Raw genomic sequence first — 22,065 nt, 5'->3', positions numbered from 1 at the left:
GGCTACGGGCACGAGAAGGCCGGCAGTTGGAACGGATTGCGGATGCTGTTGGGCGTGAACTCCAGCGTGACGCGGTGGCCGTCGAGATTGAACGTCGCCTGGCGGCCGAGGCCGCCGGTGCCCGACGATTGCGCCATGTCGACCAGGCGATTCAGCGCCCATGGTCCGCTGGTCACCAGGCTGGCGGTGGTGCCGTTGGCCAGCGCCAGCTGCAGATGCACCTGGTTGGTATTGCGGGTGCCCGGCCAACTGACCACCAGCGGTACCTGTGGGCCGTGGCTGTATTTGAACAGCTGCCCGTCGATATCCAGCGTCAGGTTGAGGATGTCGTTATCCATCCGCACCGGCCGCACGGTCACGCGGTAGGAGGGCGTCGCCGTGCCGTTGGCGAAAAAGGCGTCGCGGATGCGCTGCGCCTGCTGGAACGACCGCAGGATGCCTTCGCCGCCGGGCAGCGTCTTGCCGTCCACGCCGGGCGTGAAACGCCAGTTGGCGCGGGTGGTATCGACCTTGCCCTGCAGATTGTCGCGGAAGAAGCTGTCCATCAGCCCGCTGTTCGGCGCGAACATGCGCGCCAGATCGTCCGGCGTCACTTCCTGCCGCGCCCGGGCCACCAGCGGATAACGGCCGGCGATCGCCTGGCGGCAGAAGCTACCGACCTCGAAGCTGATGCGCTTTTTCACGTTCTCCATCTCTTTGCGCTGGGTATCGCTGCTGGCGCCGATCGCCAGCGACAGCAGCATCTGTTTGAACGGCACCGGCAAGCGGCCGGATTCGGCCTGCAGACGCGGGATAATGTCGCTCGGCGGCGCCGACATGCCGCTGTTGGCCGCGCCCTGCACCGCCGTCAGGTAACTGTACAGTTCATCGACCTGTTTCAGCACGCTGTCGAAAGGGATCGCCTTATTGCCTTCGCCCTGGCTTTGCGCCAGCTCCAGCAGCGGCGCGAAGTGCGCCATCACCAGCTGTTCCGGCTGGGCCGACACGTCACCGTCGGCGTTGGCCGGTCGGTTGGTGAACAGCGCTTCCAGCGTGCGGTTGGCATTTTGGTTCAGCTTATCTTCGGTTTTTGCCAGCAGCGAGCGCGAATCGGCGTCGTTTTTTTCGTCGCGCAGGGTGACGTTTTTGCTGACGTTGACCAGCAGATTGCGCATTGGCGACGGGTTGCCGGACAGCAGGCGCGCGCTGCTGATGCGCTGGGTCAGGTTGCCGATGTTGGCCAGTTGGATATCCCCCAGCAGCTCATCCCAGGCGCTGATGAAATCTTGCATGTACAGCTGGCGGATGGTCTTGGTCAGATCGGCGCTTTTCTGCTCCGGCGTCTGGCTGTTCAACACCCAGACGTCTTCCTTGCGCAAGGTGTCGGTCACCGGGTCGATGTTGTCGTTGAACGCTTTCCAGTACCCTTGTGAGGTGAACAGGCCCGGTACGCCGTCGGTGACCGGTTTGCCGCTTTTGCGGCTGAACGCCAGTTCGGTCTGCGGGCCGGCCAAATCGACCAGGCTGACCGGCTTGATGTCGGTCTGTTTCAGCAGCAGGCGCTTGAGGCGGCCATAGACGCGCTGCGACAGCGGCGCCCGATTGAGTGCGGCCTGCGCCTGCGCCACCAGCTGTTCGTCTTTGGCGTAAGGCGAGGCCTGGATCTGCGCATCCAGCAGTTGGCTGAGGTGCCATTCGATCTGCTGCAGCTGTTTCTGCGTGCTGCCCTGCGGCAGGTTGCGTTGCAGGTTGAGCATCACCCAGGCGCGCAGGAATTTACCGTCGTACTGCTTTGGCAGATACAGCATCTGATAGGCCTTCAGCGCTTCGTAGCTGAAGTCCGCGTCGCCGTGGTTGTCGTTGCGCAGCGTGGTGGCGATCTGTTGCGCCACCTGCGGCAGCAGCAGCTCTTTCAGCGCTTTTTGGTACAACGCATTGCCGGCGTCGCCCACCTGATCGCCGCGGAACAGCCCCATGCGGTAGGTGAACGGCGGATCGTCCAGCGAAAAGTTCTGGCTGTCCGGCAGATGCAGCAGGCTGTTGAGGAACGGCAGCAGCGAGAACATGTCGCCGTTGCCCAACTGGGTCAGGCTTTGCCCCTGTCGCTCGACGCCGGGCACCTTGGCGGCCACTTCCGCCAGATAGGCCTTGTTGTTGCCGTAGCTGGTGAACCACAACATCGCCAGCACCGCCAGGATCACCGCCAGCGCGATGTACCCTGCCCAGTGCAGGGCGCGGTTGCGGTATTCCCACCAGCGGTTGCTGCCCGCCAGCCCGGACTCCTGGAAGACCACCGATTCCAGCGTCTCTTTCAGGAAGAAGCTCTGGCCTTTGGCTGCCGGGATCGGCGTTTCCTGCCCCACGCTGTCCCAGGCCGCGTTGGCCTGCACCCCTGAGTTGGCCGTCGGCAGCTGCAGGTAGCGGTTCAGTTCGCCCATCACCCGGTCAAACGGCAGACCTTCCTGCGTGCCGCTGGTGAAATAGATGCCGCGCGGGGTAAAGCGGGTTTCAAAACTGGAGGTGGCGAACACCTGTTCCAGATATTGGCCGAGCAGCGGGCGCAGCGCGGCGAACTCCTGCGGGAACAGGTAGCTTTCGGCGCGTTGGCGCGCGTCGTGCTCCATCAGCAGCGTATCCGGCAGCGCCGCATCCAGCCGTTGTTGCAGCAGGGCGTATTGTTGTTCGAAGGCGGCGTTCAGGTTGAAGTCCGGCTGCCGTGAGCGCTCGTAAGGGAAGGTGAATCCCCAGATCTGGTCGCGCTGCGCTTTGTCGAAGCTGCCGAAGTAGGCCATAAAGCCGTTGAGCAGGTCGGTTTTGGTCACCAGCACATAGACCGGGAAGTGAATGCCCAACTGTTCGTGCAGTTCAATCAGGCGTTTGCGCAGTGCGCTGGCCTGGGCGGCGCGTGCTTCGGCGCTGTCGCTCAGCAGATCGGCGACGCTGATGGTCACCATCACGCCGTTGATCGGCTGGCGGGTGCGGTATTTTTTCAGCAGCGCGACGAAGCTTTGCCATTCACCGGCGTCTTCTTCGCGCTGGCTTTCCTGGGTGGTGTAGCGGCCGGCGGTGTCGAGCAGCACGGCGTCGTTGGTAAACCACCAGTCGCAGTTGCGGGTGCCGCCCACGCCGCGCAGCGCGGCTTTGCCGAAGCGATCCGCCAGTGGGAAGTGCAGGCCGGAGTTGACCAGCGCGGTGGTTTTGCCGGCGCCGGGTGCGCCGATGATCACATACCACGGCAACTGGTACAGATATTGACGGCTGAAGCGGGTCATCCAGCGATGTTTACCGTCGCCCTGGCCCGGTGCGAAGCGCGCCTTTTTCAGCAGCTGCGCCGCTTCGTCGAAACGCTGCGCCAACTGATCGTCTTGTTTGACCTCGGGCTTGCCGTCTTCCGCCGGCACCGCTTCGGCGGCGCGCAGATTGCTCAGCAGGCGGCTGTTGAACCAGGCACTGTAGAGGCGCGGGATCAGGCGGCACAGGAACCAGATCAAGTAAATCACGCCGATGGCGATCTGGCGGTTGAGTTCCGGCTCCAGCGGGCGATAGTCGCCGATGGCCACCAGCGGGCCGATCGTCCAGATGATGAACGCCAGCGCGGTGATGCCGACAAAGCCCCACAGCAGGCGGCTGGTGATGATGGAGAATAACGTACTGAGCATTACTTTCCGGTTCCTTGCGGCAAGCCGTTGATTTCCGCCTGGGTATTTTCAGGGGCGACCAACAGCGTAATTTCTACCCGGCGGTTCAACGCGCGGTTCACTTTGTTATCGTTCGGCGCGACGGGGTTGCTCTCGCCGCGGCCCTCGGCCTTGACCCGCTGCGGGTTGGCGAGGTGTTTTTGCAAGCGGGCGCTGACCGCTTCGGCGCGCGCCAGCGACAGCTCCCAGTTGGAGGCGAAACGGGCGCTGCGGATCGGCACGTTGTCGCTGTAACCGGTGACCAGGATCTTGCCGCTGACGCCGTTCATGGCGGCGGCGATGCGGTCGATGACCGGAATATAGTTGGCGCGTACCGTGGTGGCGGCAGAGTCGAACAGCCCGTCGCCTTTGAGGATCACCACGCTTTGCTGCGCTTCGTCGCGCACCACCACCAACCCCTCGGCGATCTCTTTGCGCAGGAAACTTTTCAGGCTCAGCGTCGGCGGCGCGGCCGGCGCCGGGTTACCGATCGCCACCTGCGGCAGATTGGTTTGGTAAATCGCCGCCAGCACCGGGCTGGTGTTGTCGCCCAGTCGCCAGTTGAGGGCGATGAACAGCAGCGAAGCCAGGAAGCCGGTCAGCGCCACGCAGGCCCACAGCGGCACCAGCGGCCGCCACAGCTTCTGCTGTACCGGCAGATCCAGCGCATGAGGCGACAGCGGCGGGGCATAGCCGCCACGAACCGACCGGATCAGTTGCAGCAGGCGCTGCTTCATGGTTTCCAGCTGTGAGCGGCCGTTTTCCATCACCCGGTAGCGGCCTTCAAAGCCCAACAGCAGGCAATAATTGATCAGCTCCAGCAGGTTGATGTGCTCGCGCGGGCTTTGCGACAGCTTGGCCAGCAGCTGGAAAAACTTCTCGCCTCCCCAGGTTTCGTTATGGAAAGTCACCAGCAGCCCGCTGCCGGACCACACGCTGTTGCTGCCCCACGGGGTCAGCGCCGCCGCTTCATCCAGCGCGGTGCACAGACAATAACGCGCGCCGATGATCACCTCGTAAGGCAGGTTGGCGCGTTGGCCGCGGATCTCGAAGCGGCGCATTTCGTCAATCAGCTGTTGGCGCAGCTGCGCCGGGTTGGCGTGCGTGGCCGATTGGCGGATCTGCGAAATGGCGTTCAGCAGCGGGTTGGCGGCGTCTACCAGCGGGTTGGCCGCCGGCGCCATGCTATTTTCCTGAGTCATAGGTTACCGGTCCGTATGGCTGCGAATCGCCCAAAATTCCATGTCCAGCCCCGGGAATTCGCCGGCCAGGTGCAGGGCGAAGGCGCTGGATTTTTCCATCTGTTTCCACAGGTCGCCGCCTTTTTCCAGCTCGAAGTAGGTGTAGCCGGCGTGATAGGGGATCTGGCGCGGCGCAGCGGGCATGGTGCGCAGACCGATGCCCGGCAGCTGCAGCTGCACCAGATCGCGGATGCGCGTGACCGGGGCGATCTTCATCTGCGCCGGGAAGTGGGTCAGCAACACCTCGGCGGCCACGTCGGCGCGCACTGCCAGCACGAAGCCAAAATCGCGCATCATTTTGGCGTCCTGCACGGTGGCGACGTTCAGCCCGTGGGAGCGTTCGACCAGCGTCAGCTGAATGGCGTTGTCTTCCAGCACCACCGACAGCCCCTGACGCAGCAGCAGCATCAGCTTGCCGAAGCACAGCGCCAGGTTGTCGTGGTCATACACCGGCAGGCGGCCTTCCGGGGTGCGCTGCGCCGAGAAGCTGGCGAGCTCGGTGGCGAACTGCAGCCAATCGGCGAACAGGCGCTCCGGGTGCAGATGATCGAGGTGGTAGGCGTGGCTCACCTGGCCGAGATGGCGGTTGATCAGCTGCAGCAGCATGAAATCGACCATTTCGGAACTGCCGCCGCGGCCCGGCTGCAGCAGGCGCTGGCTCATCTGCTGGCTGCGCTGTTGCAGCAGGCCCTGCAGATCGTTGATGAAGGTTTTCAGTACCGGGTTGCCCTGGCAGTTCAGCATCGGCGGGATCTGCGTGGTATCGAGACGCAAGCTGTTGTCACCGCGCTTTTCCAGCACGCGGGTAACGCCGAGCGCCGTCCATTCGGCGTTGAGCTCACTCTCCAGCATCAGCCGCAGGCGCAGGCGACCGAACTGCAAGGCCGCGCTGCCCACCGAGACGGCGTTGAGATCGTCGACTTCGTTCTCATAAGCCAGATAGCGCGCCAGCGCCTCCGGGCTTTCCTGAAAGATCACGTCTTCACGCCCCGCGCGGTAGGTCGGCAGAGCCAGCACCACGTTTTCACCGGTCTTGTTTTCAGCGATGGTCAGCGGCGCGGGCGCCTGCTGGGCGCCGGAGAAGCGAAACGGCGTGCCGTCCGGCATGATGCCGCTGGCGGCGTTGAGCGCAATCTTGCCCTGGCGCAGCAGCGTTTGGTCCAGATCCAGGGTGAGGAACCCCCAGAAACAGCCGCTGTGGGCCTGGCCCCAGTTGCGCATATAGCCTTCGAGATAGTTTTCCGCCTGCTGGAAATGGTGAGGGCGCAAAAACATCCCCTCAGTCCAGACAACCTTATGAGCATCTTTCATCATCACACCTATAGTTACTTCGCTTCAGCGCAGCGGTAGGTCAGTCGACCTTTTTTACGGGGCGCAGGCCACTCACGCCCGCGACGATATGCGCTTCCAGCTCATCCGGCGAGAATTGCCATACCTTGTAGAAATTGGTTTCGGTAGGTTCCGGCAGCGGCAGTGAAATGCGCCAGGTCTTGCCGTCCAGATTTTGATATTCGGCGATCACGCCGATGTAACGTGCGTCCAATGCGCTTTGCCCACCGAGCTTCTTGCCGGTCTGGCCCGGCGTCAGGAAGAACTGATCGCTGTCCAGCAGGCTGTTGCCGAGCACGCTTTTGGCGTCGTTTTGCAGACTGAAGAAGTCGGCATCCATGAATTCCGCATCCGAACGCAGCAGCAGCACGCGAATTTTGATCGGCGCCGGTTGCGCGCCGGCGGCGGCGTTGACCTGGCGGTCAGCGTCAAACACCAGACTGTAACGCGACGGCACGCTTTTGGCGGAAGACATGCAGCCGCCGAGCGCCAGCGCGCCCAGCAGCAGAAACAGCATCCCGCACCAGCGGGAAGCGATAGGGGTCGTCATCATAGGAATCTCGTCGCCCGCAGGCGTGCTGACTACTGGAGGATCCAGGTGGCTGAGCCGGCGTTTTTACACGCCTTGCTGTCGCCGCCGACTTTGACGCAGTCCTGTTTGGCGGCGCGCGCGCGACGCGGCAGATCTTTGCGCAGCGTTGATTTGTAGCGCGCTTCCGGCACGCCGGCGTTGGCCTGGATATACCCCATCAGATCGCCCCCGCGGATGGCGGAGATCGCCAGCCAGTTGTTTTCCACTTCGCCCAGCGCGTAGAACGCGGCGGCGTTGTCCAGGCTGCCGACGGCGGTGCCGGTATAATTCGGGCTACTCATGATGCTGGCGGCATACAGGCTGCGGTACTCCTCACCGATCGGCTTGAACTGTTTCGGCGCGCTTACCGCGGCGCGGTGCTGCAGGGTGACGCCGTTGACTTCACTGCTGATGAGGGCGTCGTTATTGAGCGCCGGCGGCGGTGGCGGCGGGGTGGAACAACCGGCAAGCGTCAGGGCGGTCAGCAGCGTCAGGGTAATCCGTGTTTTCACAATGTCCTCTTTTTCTTGATTGAATGGCTGTGTAATAAGGCGCCGTCATCAGGGCGCAAGCAGCAACACTTTTAATTGGCTCGGCACGATGCGCATGCCGAGCGCGTTGGTGGAATTCTGCAGGCTGAGGCTGGTCAGCCGGGTGGCCGGAGTGCCTTTGAGCAACACGGTAAAGGCGCCGGTCAGGTGGCGGGATGGCCCCATCACCGTCCCGGAAGCGACACCGGTGGCTACGCCGGGGTTGTCGCCGTTGGTCAGGGGCGTTACCGTCGCCATGTTGTGCGCCGGGGTACCGACGAACAGAATGTTGAACGCGTTCGGGATGGCGGTCGGCGCGAGGGCGATATCCGGGTAGGGTACGGGCACCGGCGCCGGGCTTGGCGTCAGACAGACGTCGGGAAACGCCAGGTCCACGCCGATCATTTGGCTGTTGGCAAACATAAAAGGCCTCCGCAGGTTATCCGACGTGGATTTGTTCTGAATCCAGCTTGGTGATGTCTTTTGAGGTAATGAGCGTGTTGCGGGCATGAATGCGGGCGTAATCTTCCGCCTGATAATCCAGCTGCCCGGCGCGCACGTGCTCGGTTTGGCGCACTTTGCGGAACAGCGAATGGCTGATCTGGCTGACCGAATGCCACAGCGACTCGCAGCGTTTACCGACCAAACGGCTGATGCTGACGAAGGCCGACAGCTCTTCGCCGCTGTATTTCATCTTGTCGACGTGGCAGTCGCCGCTGTTCGCCTGCAGCGTCATGGCGTCGCCGCTCAGTTTCAGCGCCTGCGCGCTGTGCAACGACAGCGAGCCGTTCGGCGTTTCAATCTGCAGATCGCCTGCGACGCAGAGCCGCGCCGTGCTTTGCGGCTCTGCCCGCTCGAGGACGGCGATCGCCCACAGCTGGTGGCCGCAGCCGGCGACCAGCACGTTATCGCCGAGGGCCGGCGTCAGCAGGCAGCTCGCCGCCCGGCGACAATGCCAGCCACGACCTTCACATTCCACCACCAGACTGCCGTCCGGCAACAGGTTGACGACCTGGCCAGCGGCCTGTTGGGGCGGTGCGATGTTGACGGCGCGAGTTGTGTTGGCAACGCTCATGGTGATCCCCTCGTGAAGTGGTCAATGCATTCAAATTCGGCTCTGGCGCTGTGCGCTCCAGGTTTCGGCGGCGTACAGCTCTTCGTCGCTCTCGAGGATCCCGCTGCGATCGCTCCAGCGCGTTTGCTGCTGGTGGGCGCGATGCATACGGGTGCGCATAAAGCGCGCGCGCCGGAAATCGGCGGCGCCAATGTCGGCATAACAGAAGTCGGCGTAGGTCAGGTCGCTGTCGCTGTAATCACAGCGCGCCGATCGGCTGTGCTGAAATACGCATTGATACAGGCGCGCCTGGCTGAAGTTGGCGGCATCCAACGTCGCTTCGCTGAAGATCGCCTGATCGAACTGCCCGCCGCGACACTGCGCCTGAGTCAGATTGGCCTCCAGCCACAGCGACTGCTGCGCCTGTACGCTGGTCAGGTTGGCGCGCCGCAGCGAAGCGCCCTTGAAATTGCTCTGGCGCAGCGTCGCCTGGCTGAAGTCGACGTCGTCCAATTGGTTATCGGTAAACTGGCAGGCGATCAGGCTCTGCCCGGCGTAACTTTTGCCGCGGTGGTCACATTCGAAAAACGTGACGCGGTCGAAGTTCACGCCTTCAAACTGCGTTTTACAGAGATTTAATCGAAAGAACGTGACAAGGCATAAGCGCGCCTGATTCAACATGGCGCCGTCGAGCGGGCTTGCGTAAAAGGTAGTGCGATCGTGCTGAGTGGCGGAAAAATTCGCGCCGGCCAATTGGCACGACATCCAGTGACTTTGGTTGAGCGACAGCCGGCTGAAGTCGCTCTGTTCAAGCCGACAATCGTTGAACATCGTCAGTTCGATATGGCTCTCGCTGAAGCGGCTGGCCGACATGGCGCACTGATTGAAGGCCGTTTGCTTCAGATCCGCCCGCGTAAATTGTGCGTGTTCGAGCTGGCAATCGCTGAAAACGCTGTCGCGCAGATCGCAGTCAGAGAAGTTCACGCCGTTCAGGTTCAGTTCGTTGAACATGCCGCCGGCCAAATCCAGACCGGCGAATGACAGACCGTGCAAGTCCTCTCCGGCGATCGGCTCGCCGCGTTTTACGCGCTGGCGTATCTGCTCTGGTTTTGAGGTCATACTTCCTTCCCGTTGTGGCGAGGCAATGTTTTCACCCTGGCGGTATAGGCTCTCTCTAGCCGGGTTGCCTGATCCACTTGCGACTGCGACAGGTCAGCCCGGAACAGATTGGCGCCCTGCAGGTCGGCGCCTGACAGCACGCATTTTTGCAGGATAGCTGCAATGAAATTGGCATCGCGCAGGCTGGCGCGAGACAAATCGCTGCGGATGAACAGGCTGCCACTGCCGTTGGCCTGGCGGAAATCGGCCTCGTTCAATCGGGTTTCCGACAGATCGCAATTATTGAGACGCGCCCGGCTAAAATTGGCCCGCTGCAACGGCATCTGGCGTAAATTGCACTGGTTTAGCGTCGCGTCGCTGAAATCCGCCTGCGGCAACAGTGTCTTCGCTGCAAAGGCGCAGGCCGTGAGACGTGCGGCGTGGAAGCTGAGGCTTTGCGTCTCGGTGTCAACCCAGGCGCAACTTTCCAGCCGCGCCTGACTGAAGTTCACCTCCAGCAACCGGCATTTGACGAAGCTGACTTTGTCGAGCCGGGCGTGGCTGAATGTCAGCTGCTCCAGCTGCAGTTCCATCAGGGTAATGTTGGCCAGCGTGGCGCGGCTGAAATCACATTGTCCGAGCAAGGTTTCGTATCCCAGCAAATCGCGTAATGACGCCATCGTGAAATCGCAGCGTTGAAACAACGTTTGCTGAATATTGGTCTCATGCAGCTGCGCGCCGCCGAAATCTGTCGCTTCGCATTTCGCCAGGGCCAAAGAGGCGTGGCTCAGATCGGCCTGCTGCAAGACGGCGCCGCTGAGATCGGCGCGCGCCAACATCGCCTCGCGAAGATCGCAACCCACCAGTCGGGTTTGGCGTAGATTGGCGTTTTCCAATAACGCGCCGCGTAAGTTAGCCTGGCAGAGCTCCATGCCGGACAGATCGGCGCCGGTGAGATCAAGGCCGCTGAGATCTTTATCGCGCAGCATGGCGGCGGCGACGCGTTGGCGAATGATTTGCGCCAGATCGCCACTTAAGCGCAGTGCAGGGCTTTGCGCCTGCGCTGACATTAAATACATTTGGTGCAGCGCGCGCTCGCTTTCCCCCAGCTGCTTCTCGCTGAACGCGTCGGGATGCTGGCGCGCCTCCTGGAACAGCAGATCGCGCTGCTGCTGGTAGCTTTCCGCACCGGAGGGCGACACGTGATCCCCTCCGGGGTTAAGCGGGTCGATACCCTCGGCGTGCGCCAGCTTGAGCATGTCCTGATACTGCACCTCGGCCTGGCTTTCCAGACGCTCGACGAATTCGGCGAGTTGGTCCAGCTTCGGCGGCGCTTCTTGCGACGGTAGCGGGAACAGTTCATCGATGTCCTGGCCTTCACGCAGCAGGCGCTGGCGATGCTCTTCGCGCTGCTGGTGCTCGTAGGCGGCGATATTTTCCGCCATTGGGCTTTGCTGCGTCGGCGTTTCCGTATCCAGCCAGGCACCGATGCACGCCTCCGGCAGCAATTCTTGTTCGCGAAAAGCGTGCAAAGCACCCTGTTCTTTATCCAGCCGCTGGGCCAACACCTGCCGATAATGCGCGGTGGAACGGGGCTCCCCTTCGGTTTCCAGGGCCGGCATCAGTTGCATCACGTCGGCGGCATCGTCCTCATTGATGCGCGAGCTACCCTGATAGATCAACAGCATCTGTTCCCGATGCGGGAAGAACCAGACGGTGGTATGGCGCATCGCGATCTCTTCGAAATGCGTTTCACCGCCGCGCAGTCGGTTGATGAAGCAGCGCGCGCGCCACGGCGGTAAATGCCCTTGCTGCACCGGTTCTGAAGGGTGCATATTCCAAATCCGATAGGCAGCCCGCGGCGGCAAGCTATCACGTTGAGGAAACTGCTGATCGCTTTCTGCCATGTTGAACAGGCGCCAGTCGATATCGTTGGCGAAGCCGGGAAAGCCGTGCTTCAACCAGTCGGCGTCGTAGTTTTTACCGATGCGGGAGAAGCGACGCGGCCAGGTGATATCCAGCGCGTCAAAGCTTGCCGGCTGGGCGCTTTGCCGAGGAGACGCAAGGCGTCCCTGCAGCGGTTCAACATTGGGTAGGCGATGGATGCGGCCCTGCGGAAATGTTTCGGGAGTGGCGCCGATGCCGTGCGGATTATCGGCGAACTGAGTACCGCCGTAAGCCCGGCGCCAGTCCAGACGCATTTCTGCAAAGGGTAGAGGCGTGGAGGGGCGATCGTTGATCCAATGGCGATCGCCGAAAACCACCAGCGTTTTCTCCAGCGAATCAAACTGGATCTTCACGGCGCAGGCGGTTTTGTCTTGTTGATGGTGGGTGTAGGCGTTGCCAGTGGCGAGAAACTCCGCACAGGCTTTTGGGATAGCCAGATCGAGCACGCCGCCACTTAACGTAAGTTCGTCGGCGGCCAACTGCCACAGTTCCGGTTCGGGGCGCAGACGCGGGGAGGCCCCCATGTCGGCCAAGGCCAAAACGGAAACGCCCAGATGATTTTGCCCTTGCCAAGAGAAGGGGCGATGAAGCGCGCTGAGGCGCAGAGGTTTTACGACTTTCATTGTGTGTGTAAAGCTTCCTGTGGATATCAGCTGGCAGCCAGGCTGCTTGCTCAAAAACAATCCGTTTTTCGGTTTAATAGATATCAGGCTATGTCACAACAGATGAAGAAAACGATGCGGCGTTCAGCGCCGATCGCTAATGCGGGGAGAGTCCCACTTCGAAATGGATGATCAAGAGGACAGTGCGTTGTCCTTCCCGTTTATTCCGCGAGCCAGCAGCACGGCGGCGACGGACAATGACGCGGCGATCGCCTTGGCGGTAAATTGGCCGGTGCTCTCCAGGTGATAGGGCGCAAAAAATCCGACGCCGGCGGTGCTCAGAACCAGCAGCGCGACGAGCGCCGCAAAACAGGGCAACTCTATCGCCAGCGTCAGTCTGCCGGGTGTCGCCGCACCGAGGTAACGCATCAAAAAACCGGGCAAAATCAGGAACCCGATCAGCTCTGCGGGAGCATTCACCGCAGACATCACCTGCTGATTGTATTTCAGGAGCGCTAGCATCAGCGCGACAAAGATCAGCAACCGCATGGGTAAGGCGGCCGCTCGGCTTGCCGACAAAAAGGTTTTGCCGATCGCAGCGAGCAATACGCAGCCGACCAGGATGCCAAAGACGGTAAACAGGATCTGTCCCCAGAGGCTGTCCTGCGTCGAAAAGGCAATGAACGCGCCCATCGTGACACTTCCTTATGCAAGGTGATTTAGCGAACTGATGAACGATAAGCCGTTTGCAGAACGTTGAAATCGGATCGCGTGATTGAGGGATCCTTTTCGCTTAAAGCCGGGAAAGCTCTTCGATCACCGCTTTTTTGGGGTTCTTCGGGTCGTACTTTATCGCGGTGAAATGGCCCGGTTGATAACGCGGCAGATCCACGACGCTGATCGGGCCTTTCGCCACGGCCGTATGGTTTTTTCCGTCTTGGGCGATGTACTTGACTTCGACTTCGCAGACCGGCCGATTTCCGTCCCACAGGTTGGTCTGGCGAATGCTGACGATTTGCCCAGAGGCGGAAATACCGTTCTCCATCACGCTGAGGGAAGAACCGATATGTTTGAAATAACCCCAGATATCGACCGTGATGAATTTGAAAAAGCCCACCAGACTGAGGATGGGAGCCAATAAAATCAACCCGATAACGGTGAAAACATTTTTGGCCTTCGACATGGGAGTCCCTTTACAAGAAGATCGCCAGCGCCTTGGTGCTCAGCCGTAAGGCGCCGTTGGTGACCAGCGCGCCAAGCTGAGTGAACGTCATGGGATCATTACTGAGCTTGAAATTGGTTTTGCTGATCGACAGTGGGTTATGCGAGATATCCAACATCGTGTGTTTAAGGCTGGTCGCCGTCAACGAAAGATTGGAGCCGTAGAAGGCAAAATTGGCCCCGGTCGCCACCCATTTCCAGCCGTGGCAGTTATCTTTCCAGTTCGGCGTTTGTACCGAGACGCCGTCCGCACTGGTGATATCAATGGTTTTCGCCTTGATGGTCAGCGTGCCGGTGATCGTCGTGTTCTGGTTATTATTATAGGTTTCGGTGACATCCCCGGTCACGGTAGCGGTCTGGCCGCCCGCTTCAATCGTCAGGACTTGCCCGCCGGCAGTAATGGTGGTGTGCTGACCGCCGGCGGTGATGTTGACGGTCTGCCCCTGCTTGATGGTGCTGGTCTGTTGCCCTTCGGTAATGTCGAGGGTCTGGTTGCCTTTCACCGTGACATGCTGGGTTTGCGTAATGTTTTGCGTCTGCGCGCCGTCAAGCTTGAAAGACTGATTGCCGGTGATGTCGATTTTATCGCCGCCGTCGATAATCGTCAGGTCGCGGCCGCCTTTGATGTTCACCGTCTGGTGAGCGTTCAGGTTGGCGGTGTCCAGCCCATTGACGGTCGTCGTGCGTTTCGCTTTGTACAGGAACGTGGCGTCGCCGGTGACGGTGTCGTCCTGCTGGCGCCCGATGGTGGTGGTGCGACTGCCGTCAATATTGACGTTCTTGTCGTTTTCCACCGTCATGTTCATGTTGCGTTCGGCATGCATGTCGAACGATTCGTTGCCGGGCGAGTCTTCCAGGAACAGGAAGCTGGCGTTGTCGGCGCCGCCGCCTTTACTGCGGCTCATAAAGCCCATTTTAGTGGCGTCGCCGGGCAGATCCCACGGCGGCATGCTGTCTTCGTTGTAAACGCGGCCGGTGATGATAGGGCGATCCGGATCGCCGTTGATAAAGTCGACCACCACTTCCTCACCCACGCGCGGGATCTGGATCCCACCGTATTTCCAGCCGGCCCAGGCGCTCGAGACGCGCACCCAACAGGAACTGGTTTCATTGCCGCTGCCGTGGCGATCCCAACGGAATTTGAGTTTCACCCGGCCATATTTATCGGTCCAGATGCTTTCGCCTTCCGGGCCCACTACTTCGGCAGTTTGCGGGCCGTGGGTTTTCGGCCAAGGCGTGGTGCGCGCCGGGCGCCAATTGATGTCCGCCGGAACGACCTGAAATTCGGTTCGCTGCTCGCCAACATCATTATCGTTGCTGGCGTAGCTGTTTTCCTGCATGAAGTACTGCGCGCTGACCACCAGGTAGGCGCGGTTGTCTTCCATACGCGGCGCCTGGGTCAGTTGAAAACGGTAGCCGGGCGCAATGCCCTGCGAATTGCCTTCGCCGCTCATCTGCTCGTGCTGCGCTTCGAACTCCTGTTGGCGAACCTTGACGTAAAACTGGCCGTGGGCGTGATCGGTATAGCGACCGGGCCAGTCGAACACCTCGGCTTTGTCCTGCGCGAACGAGGCGGGATTCTGCCGGGCCTCCAGCAACCGCGCGCGCGGCTTACGAAAATCGTAGTCATCCAGGCTATAGAGGCTGGGCGTGATGGCGTCAGAAACGCTCCAGCTATTGATGCTGTCCTTGTTTTCCACCAGGCCGCCTTCCGCGAGCTGGTAGGGAATGCTGGCGTAGCCGGCGAGTTCCTGATGGGCCGCCGGCGCGTCAGCCAGCACCAGCGTATGGCCGTCTTGCTGGTGCGTGAAATAATAATAGATGCCTTCGTGTTCCATCAGACGGCTGATGAAATCGAAATCGCTCTCCTGATACTGCACGCAGTATCCCCAGATGCGGTAGTCGTAACTCAGGCGGTTATCGATTTTCACCTGATACTGCCCCAGCACCTGAGTCAGGATGTCGGGAACGGTTTTTTCCTGGTGGATGCGAAAATCGCGGTTTTGCGTCAGATACCACAGCGTGGGGCGCAGCACGGCGCGGTAGATATAGTAACGGTTGCCGCCAGCTTCTCGGCCGGAGAGGGTCATGCGCGTGATATTGCCGTTGAGATAACGCGGTGCCAACGGATTGCCCCGCAGCTCCAGCGTGATTTTTTGTCCCAGCAGCGCTTTCAGATCGAGCCGATTGTCGGGGCTGAGCAACTCGACGTCGAACTCGAACAATCCGGCCAGTTTTTCCTCGCCGGAAAGGCTTCTGAACAACAGCTGATGGGAGGGCAAGGGCGTGTGCGCAATGATAAGACGATCCATACTATTCCCCGCTTTAGGCATAGCTACCGCACGAGAATTGACGCGCGATCCCGATGGCGTATCTGTCACGAATAGAGACAGGAACTGACGAAAGATTTAACAAAGTTTACACAAAGGCACGATTTGTGCAGTCTACAATAGAGCTCTGCATTTGCAAAATAGCCTTGTGGATCAATGCTCAATTCGTTAACTTGCTCACGATCTTGTTTTTTATTATCTAAAACATATAGATGCGAGCAGATCATTTTTTATCTCAAATTATTGGGAAATTGGTAATACCAAAGAATAAATGTGTAACACATAAGTCAACGTGCTTATAAAACAACTCTTTTTTTACGTAAAAAAAGTCGCTGACTGTTTTTTATCCTTACCATTTGCCAGTTAAAGATGATCAAATATATAAATTTGGCGAATGTTAATTCGGATGATTCCTATTTGGTGGGCGTCCCAGGGCCCACCGACGGGCCTGGGAACATGCGTTTGAACGGTTGAAAATGCAGCGAATACCGTCGTTAACGTGGAGAGGAGTCGAAGGAGAGTTGACCTACCAGCTCGCAGAGCCAGATTAAAGCCGGGTCGCGTTGCGCCTGCCGGCCGGCGATCAGCTCAATGGGGAAAGGCGCGATGGCCAACTCGTCAGGCAGCGGGAGAATGCGTACGCGTTGCGGATCGGAAAAATGCCGGGCCGCGCTGGCGGCCAGCGTGGCGATCAGATCGCTGTCGGCGACCACGGCCGGCAGAGCGGCAATATGTGAAAAGGTCACGGCGACTCGCCGCTGACCGCCGATTTCCGCCAGACGCCGGTCGACCAGCCCTCTGGCAGAGCCATCGTCTGCCGGTGCGTACAGCCCATGCGGCAGGCTGAGGTAGCGTGCCAGATCCCAGCGGCCATCCGCCAGCTGGGGGTGTGAACGGCTGGCGATACACACCAGGTGCTCTTCAAACAACGTGCGCACATAGCGGCTTTCCGCACCGGAAAGATGTCCTCCCAGCGCGATATCCACCTCGCCGCGATCCAGTTGCCGATAAATATTGTGGCGATCCAGACGCGAAACGCGAATATCGATGCCGGGGGCGGTCTGACGCAACCGGCTGATGAGGGTGGGCAGCAGCAAGATATCGGCATAGTCGCCGGCCGCCAGCGTAAAACGCCGCTGCCCGGCGGTGGCCGGATCGAAACGGGCAGGGGGGGCCAACGCCAGATGGATCTGTTCAAGCACCTGCTGTATTTGCGGCATCAATTGGTGGGCGCGCGGCGTGGGTGACATGCCGCCGCCGCTGCGCACAAACAGGGGATCGTTGAGAAGAATGCGCAGCCGCGCCAATGCATTGCTGACGGAGGGCTGAGCGCGGTTAAGACGCCGGCCTGCGGCGGTGACGTTGCGCGTCTGATACAACGCCTCAAACACCACCAGCAAGTTGAGATCGACGCTGGCTAAATTCATTTTATGAATACTCTATATACAGATAATCCATTTCCAGAATCATACTGTGTTCTTTAGGCTGAAAGCACACAAATTTAGCCTTCAATCAGGGGAAATGATGAACAAAGTCTTGGTCACCGGCATTGAGCCGTTCGATGGCGATGCGGTGAATCCTTCCTGGCAAATTGCGCAGGCGCTGGCCGGTGAACATATTGCCGGCGCGGAGATCGCGGTGCTCGAGCTGCCCTGCGTATTGGGCGTGGCCAATCAGCAATTGATCGCGGCGATTGAGGCGCTGCAGCCGCTGGCGGTGATTTGTCTGGGCCTGGCCGGCGGCCGGGCCGAGATTTCGCTGGAACGGGTGGCCATCAATCTGATCGATGCCCGCATTCCCGACAATGCCGGTAAACAGCCGATCGACGTACCGGTGGTGGCGGGCGGGCCGGTAGGGTATTTTAGCACGTTGCCGGTGAAGGCAGCAGTGCAGCAGCTGCGCCGACAGGGGATCCCGGCGGCGGTCTCTTATACGGCAGGTACCTATAACTGCAACCATATTTTTTACGGTCTGCGGCACTATCTGGAGACGCAGCACGTGAGTGTCAGGGGGGGATTCGTACATATTCCGTACAGTCATGAACTGGCGGCGTCCCATCCGGGCAAGCCGAGCATGGCGCTGGCGACGATGGTGGAAGCGGTGCGCACGGTCGTACAGGTGACGCTGACGGTAGAGGAAGATGTGCGATTCGGCGACGGCGCCGTACATTAAAAGCAGGGCGTGGTGTACCACGCCCTGCTACGGGTTATTCGTCGGCGACGCGGATCACCAGTTTGCCGAAGTTTTTGCCCTGCAGCAGGCCGATAAACGCCTGCGGCGCCTGCTCCAGCCCATCAACGATGTCCTCGCGGAACTTGATTTTCCCCTGTTCGACCCAACTGCTCATTTGTTGCAAGAATTCGTCAAAGCGTGAGCCGTAGTCGTCGAAGATGATAAAGCCCTGTATGCGGATGCGTTTGCGCAGGATCAGCCCTTCCAGCAGGGGCAAGCGGTCCGGCCCCGCAGGTAATCCGGTGGCATTGTAATGGGCGATGATGCCGCACACCGGAATGCGTGCTTTGGTGTTCAACAGCGGCAGCACGGCGTCGAACACCGCCCCACCGACGTTTTCGTAATAGATGTCGATGCCTTTTGGGCAGGCGGCCGCCAGCTGTTCGGCAAAGTCAGGGGCGCGGTGATCGAGACAGGCGTCGAAACCCAACTCTTCCACCACATAGCGGCATTTTTCCGCACCGCCGGCGACGCCGACGACGCGGCAGCCTTTCAGCTTCCCGATTTGGCCGACCACCGAACCGACCGCACCGCTGGCGGCGGCGACCACCAGCGTTTCACCTGCCTGCGGTTGGCCGATGTCGAGCAACCCCATGTAAGCGGTAAATCCCGGCATGCCCAGCACGCCCAGCAGGCGGGAAGGATGCGGCAGGTGCGGGCCTAGGTTGCGCAGGCCGCTGCCGTCAGACAGGGCGTAATCCTGCCAGCCGTCATAACCCAACACCCAATCGCCGACGTTGAAATCGGGATGCTGTGAAGCCGCCACGCGCGATACCGTACCGCCCACCATGACCTGACCGATCTCCACCGGCGGCGCGTAGGAGGGGGCATCGCTCATGCGCCCGCGCATATAAGGATCCAGCGACAGATAAACAGTGCGCAGCACCAGCTGCCCGGCGGCGGGCTGCGGTGCGGGGACGGTATCGAGACGGAAGTTGGCCGCCGTCGGTTCGCCGTGCGGACGCGAAGCCAGCAGGAAGCGGCGGTTCTGTTGAGAAGGGGACATCGAAAGCTCCTTTGCGTTGCGACAAACAAGATTCGTTAAGCCTAGTCCAGGGGCGGCAAGGCAACGTTACCGAATGTGCTTAGCCTTAGAGCGGAACGATCAGCACGTCGATATGGCTGATATTGATAAAGCGGGCGGCGGAACAGGAGACCTTATTCATCATGCCGTCGCGATGGTTGCCGCAGAGCAGCAGGTCGAACGGCTGACGGCGGCTGGCGTATTCCAGGCTATCACCCAGCTCGCCGTGCACGATCAACGTATCGGCGATCGGGTAACCGGCGCGTTGACGCAGTTCCTCCATAAACAGCCGGGTTTCCTCCTCCATCAACGTGCGTAAATCGCCCAGCATTGGCCCGGCGAAATTATTGTACATTTCCGGGTTGGCGAGCGTGCTCAGCAAGGTGATGCTGCCGCTGTAAGGGCGGACGATGGAGACGGCCTTTTCCACCAGACGGTGGCTGTCAGGGGCAACGGCAACGGTGACCAGAACGTTTTGATACCCCATATCCTACTCCTTGTTGTATCCATCGTGTTTCAGGCTGCCGCATCGGTGGCCTTGGTGGAAGTCTTGCGTCGGATAAAGGGTAGAACCTGGTGGGTGGAATAAATGTGTTTCGCATCACGCGCGGCAATAAAAGCTGAATTTGCACCGGTTATATAGCAATAAAAGATAAAACCGTTGCCGCACGTAATTTCACTGAATTAAAGCACCTGCGTCCACAGCGTTTTCGGCACCTTGCCCAGATCGAACAGTTTACCGGCAACCAGCTCAGCGCGACGGTGGTCGGCAGCGCGGTACATATTGCTCATTTCTGTATCATTTTCAATGGAGTAGTTCAGTTTGTCGTACACCTTCTCCAGGCTGTCCAAAGAGGAGCATTTACGGAATGTCAGCAGATATTCGAGCGTATCGGTCATGATTAAAATATAGCCTGTTAATAGTTAAAGCCGGGTGAATAACACATCGGCGGCTCACGGCGACGCCGTCGAGGTAGCGATGTACGACCTGACAAAAATCATTTCAAGTAGATAAATTGCACTGGGTAATGATGTCACGCCGCCCGTAGCGGCGCTTTGATAAATCATAATATGCCCGTGCGCCGTCAGCAATCTCATCCTGCTGATAAATGGAGAAATAGGGAAAGTCTCAGGGCGGCTGACGGCAGACGCGTCGTCGTCGCTGCTGTGCACAAGCACGCGCTGCCGTGCCAGGCCTCATTCTGCAGTGATTTTTTCACCCGGCCGCGGCATTGGGTGGTGTTTTTCGCCGCCGCTGACGTTAAAACGCCGTTTTTCTCGATGGAGAAATATGAAGAGTAAAACAAAACTGCGTTTTATTTTATGACCATCAGGGGATGAAATCGTAAGCCATGTAAATAATCATCTGGGGATGAGGGGAAATTATCACGACGACAAAAAAGAAATAAAAAGCATTAAAGTTTTATGGCGTGCTGCCGATATATCGTTTTGGCGGAATTTAACGCAAAAAAAGTATTCTTGCATCGTGCTAATACGGAAACATATCGTTACGTCTGTGAGCTTGTTCACTACGCCCGCGAATCATTGATAAGCCATAATCACCTGATGTTGAAAATTAAAACAGCCTCAGGCTGGGGGCTTAAGTCAAATCCGATAGCTAATAACCTTATAGTTTACACTGGTTATTTTTCAGCTTGGATATTTTTTAGTAACTCAAATGGTTATTTATACTGAGTTTGTTGCCTATATACAGATTTTTGTTCTGTTATTTTGGTTTGGTGATGCTTTTGTTCGAATTGATCTAAAAAAGATAATTTTTTGGCGGATAAACATTGTTTTTAAGACGTTTTTTTACCTATGGTTGTTTTGTGTACAAAATGGCGGTCAATAAGTGAGCGTATTTGGGGGTATTTGGCTTAATTATTTTTTATTTTTGTGATCTATGTCACATTGTATTTAAAATTGCCTCTCACTTACATTGTGTGTGCTAATGGTTCGGGGGTAGAGTTGCGCTGCTTTAGGAATAATCTTATTAAATTTGTAAAAATAGTTTCATGGTGACTAAACACTATCGAAGCAGAATGCTGTACATCCATACACGTAGGTTTACGCTCGTAGCAAATACTGAACAGTGGTCGAATTTAGCGATTGTAGAAAATTATAGCAGTCGTTTTTGAGAGATTAATTTGCCAACTTTGGGAAACAACCCAAGTCACGGGCGATAAAATTTATCACCCAGCGTATGTTTTTAAACATAGTCTGTCGGGATGGGGAATATGGGTACGTCTGAATTACTTAAGCATATTTATGACATCAATTTGTCATATTTACTTTTAGCACAGCGTTTGATCAACGATGAAAAAGCGTCTGCGATGTTCCGCCTGGGTATTGATGAAACCATGGCCGATGCGCTGGCGCAGCTGACTTTGCCGCAAATGGTCAAACTGGCCGAGACCAACCAGCTGGTTTGCCACTTCCGCTTTAACGAAAGCCAGACCATCGAACGCCTGACCAAAGAGTCGCGCGTCGACGATCTGCAACAAATCCATACCGGCATTTTGCTATCAAGCCATTTACTGCAAGAGCTATCGAGTAAAGACGCTAGCCCGACGAAGAAAAGAGCCTGATGATGGTTGAGAAAAGTATCGTTCAAGAAGCCAAGGACATTCAGCTCGCTATGGAGCTGATTTCGCTGGGAGCCCGACTGCAGATGCTGGAGAGTGAAACTCAGCTCAGCCGCGGGCGCTTGATTAAACTTTACAAGGAGTTACGCGGCAGCCCGCCGCCAAAAGGAATGTTACCGTTCTCAACCGACTGGTTTATGACCTGGGAACAAAATATTCACTCGTCGATGTTTTACAACGCCTACCTGTTTCTGATGAAAAGCGGGCAGTGCAGCGGAGTGGAGGCGGTGATCAAAGCCTATCGCCTCTACCTGGAACAGTGCCCGCAGCAGGCCGGCGAGGCGCCGCTGCTGGCGCTGACCCGTGCCTGGACGCTGGTGCGTTTCGTCGATAGCGGCATGTTGCAGCTCTCCGCCTGCAGCTGCTGCGGCGGCGCATTTATCACTCATGCGCATCAGCCGCTGAATGGTTTCATCTGCAGTTTATGCCAACCTCCATCCCGCGCCGTAAAAAGACGTAAACTTTCGCCGCAACTGGCCGATATTATTCCTCAACTGCTGGACGAGCAGGTCAAACGCGCCATTTGAGCCGCCACGTTGCCGGCTCTCGGCAATGAATACCGACGTGTGATACGCAGGGGCGGCA

Annotated in this window: 19 protein-coding genes; 3 read left to right on the top strand and 16 right to left on the bottom strand. The window is 58.6% G+C overall.

Features of this window, described 5'->3' with window-relative positions:
- Positions 1-2 precede the first annotated feature (2 nt).
- The 13 genes from tssM to GUC32_RS14790 form a co-directional block, all read right to left on the bottom strand.
- Positions 3-3,638, bottom strand: coding sequence for a type VI secretion system membrane subunit TssM (gene tssM, locus GUC32_RS14850; protein ID WP_025303289.1), 3,636 nt, complete (start codon positions 3,636-3,638; stop codon positions 3-5).
- Entirely contained in the window at positions 3,638-4,840 is a 1,203-nt protein-coding gene (locus tag GUC32_RS14845; protein ID WP_049272050.1) for a DotU family type VI secretion system protein, read from the bottom strand. The genes tssM and GUC32_RS14845 overlap by 1 nt, the downstream gene beginning before the upstream one ends.
- 21 nt (positions 4,841-4,861) lie before the next feature.
- The gene (gene tssK / locus GUC32_RS14840; protein WP_025303287.1) at positions 4,862-6,208 is read right to left on the bottom strand and encodes a type VI secretion system baseplate subunit TssK; all 1,347 of its coding nucleotides are present in this window, start codon (positions 6,206-6,208) and stop codon (positions 4,862-4,864) included.
- Positions 6,209-6,248: 40 nt separating this feature from the next.
- A complete protein-coding gene (gene tssJ, locus GUC32_RS14835; protein ID WP_049206024.1) occupies positions 6,249-6,779 on the bottom strand; it encodes a type VI secretion system lipoprotein TssJ in 531 nt (176 codons plus the stop codon).
- Between the two features lie 29 nt (positions 6,780-6,808).
- Positions 6,809-7,309: a type VI secretion system accessory protein TagV gene (gene tagV / locus GUC32_RS14830; RefSeq protein ID WP_025303285.1), complete on the bottom strand. Its 501-nt coding sequence runs from the start codon at positions 7,307-7,309 to the stop codon at positions 6,809-6,811.
- A gap of 48 nt (positions 7,310-7,357) precedes the next feature.
- Positions 7,358-7,750: a DUF4150 domain-containing protein gene (locus tag GUC32_RS14825; RefSeq protein ID WP_004934933.1), complete on the bottom strand. Its 393-nt coding sequence runs from the start codon at positions 7,748-7,750 to the stop codon at positions 7,358-7,360.
- Positions 7,751-7,766: 16 nt separating this feature from the next.
- Positions 7,767-8,402 carry a DUF3540 domain-containing protein gene (locus tag GUC32_RS14820; protein WP_025303284.1) on the bottom strand — a complete coding sequence of 212 codons (636 nt, stop codon included), beginning with the start codon at positions 8,400-8,402 and terminating at the stop codon, positions 7,767-7,769.
- A gap of 30 nt (positions 8,403-8,432) precedes the next feature.
- Positions 8,433-9,500: a pentapeptide repeat-containing protein gene (locus GUC32_RS14815; protein ID WP_151429311.1), complete on the bottom strand. Its 1,068-nt coding sequence runs from the start codon at positions 9,498-9,500 to the stop codon at positions 8,433-8,435.
- A complete protein-coding gene (locus tag GUC32_RS14810) occupies positions 9,497-12,049 on the bottom strand; it encodes a DUF2169 domain-containing protein (protein ID WP_369435298.1) in 2,553 nt (850 codons plus the stop codon). Before GUC32_RS14810 ends, GUC32_RS14815 begins: the two co-directional genes overlap by 4 nt.
- 171 nt (positions 12,050-12,220) lie before the next feature.
- Positions 12,221-12,721, bottom strand: a complete 501-nt coding sequence (locus tag GUC32_RS14805; protein WP_025303281.1) for a hypothetical protein — start codon at positions 12,719-12,721, stop codon at positions 12,221-12,223.
- Between the two features lie 100 nt (positions 12,722-12,821).
- The gene (locus GUC32_RS14800; protein ID WP_025303280.1) at positions 12,822-13,211 is read right to left on the bottom strand and encodes a DUF3592 domain-containing protein; all 390 of its coding nucleotides are present in this window, start codon (positions 13,209-13,211) and stop codon (positions 12,822-12,824) included.
- A gap of 10 nt (positions 13,212-13,221) precedes the next feature.
- Positions 13,222-15,561, bottom strand: a complete 2,340-nt coding sequence (locus GUC32_RS14795; protein ID WP_025303279.1) for a type VI secretion system Vgr family protein — start codon at positions 15,559-15,561, stop codon at positions 13,222-13,224.
- Positions 15,562-16,073: 512 nt separating this feature from the next.
- On the bottom strand, positions 16,074-17,006 hold the full coding sequence (locus tag GUC32_RS14790; protein WP_369435297.1) for a LysR family transcriptional regulator: 933 nt from the start codon (positions 17,004-17,006) through the stop codon (positions 16,074-16,076).
- A gap of 97 nt (positions 17,007-17,103) precedes the next feature.
- On the opposite strand from GUC32_RS14790, the gene pcp reads away from it, so the two are divergent.
- Positions 17,104-17,751 (top strand): pyroglutamyl-peptidase I, encoded by a 648-nt coding sequence (pcp, locus tag GUC32_RS14785; RefSeq protein WP_025303277.1) that lies wholly within the window; start codon positions 17,104-17,106, stop codon positions 17,749-17,751.
- Positions 17,752-17,785: 34 nt separating this feature from the next.
- Here the strand turns inward: pcp and GUC32_RS14780 are convergent, their stop codons facing one another.
- The 3 genes from GUC32_RS14780 to ydgT form a co-directional block, all read right to left on the bottom strand.
- A complete protein-coding gene (locus GUC32_RS14780; RefSeq protein ID WP_369435296.1) occupies positions 17,786-18,817 on the bottom strand; it encodes an NADP-dependent oxidoreductase in 1,032 nt (343 codons plus the stop codon).
- An 85-nt stretch (positions 18,818-18,902) separates the two neighbouring features.
- The gene (gene uspC / locus GUC32_RS14775) at positions 18,903-19,322 is read right to left on the bottom strand and encodes a universal stress protein UspC (RefSeq protein ID WP_025303275.1); all 420 of its coding nucleotides are present in this window, start codon (positions 19,320-19,322) and stop codon (positions 18,903-18,905) included.
- A gap of 197 nt (positions 19,323-19,519) precedes the next feature.
- On the bottom strand, positions 19,520-19,735 hold the full coding sequence (ydgT, locus tag GUC32_RS14770) for a transcription modulator YdgT (RefSeq protein WP_025303274.1): 216 nt from the start codon (positions 19,733-19,735) through the stop codon (positions 19,520-19,522).
- Between the two features lie 1,337 nt (positions 19,736-21,072).
- Here ydgT and flhD point away from each other — a divergent pair.
- Both flhD and flhC read left to right on the top strand, forming a co-directional pair.
- Positions 21,073-21,423, top strand: a complete 351-nt coding sequence (gene flhD / locus GUC32_RS14765) for a flagellar transcriptional regulator FlhD (RefSeq protein WP_004934891.1) — start codon at positions 21,073-21,075, stop codon at positions 21,421-21,423.
- Positions 21,423-22,007 carry a flagellar transcriptional regulator FlhC gene (flhC, locus tag GUC32_RS14760; RefSeq protein WP_016927281.1) on the top strand — a complete coding sequence of 195 codons (585 nt, stop codon included), beginning with the start codon at positions 21,423-21,425 and terminating at the stop codon, positions 22,005-22,007. The genes flhD and flhC overlap by 1 nt, the downstream gene beginning before the upstream one ends.
- Positions 22,008-22,065: the final 58 nt, after the last annotated feature.

The organism is Serratia sp. NGAS9 (assembly GCF_009905295.1).
Classification (GTDB): Bacteria; Pseudomonadota; Gammaproteobacteria; order Enterobacterales; family Enterobacteriaceae; genus Serratia; species Serratia bockelmannii.
The sequence above is the reverse complement of the archived record's forward strand: the minus strand, read 5'-3'. Positions and strand labels throughout refer to the sequence as shown.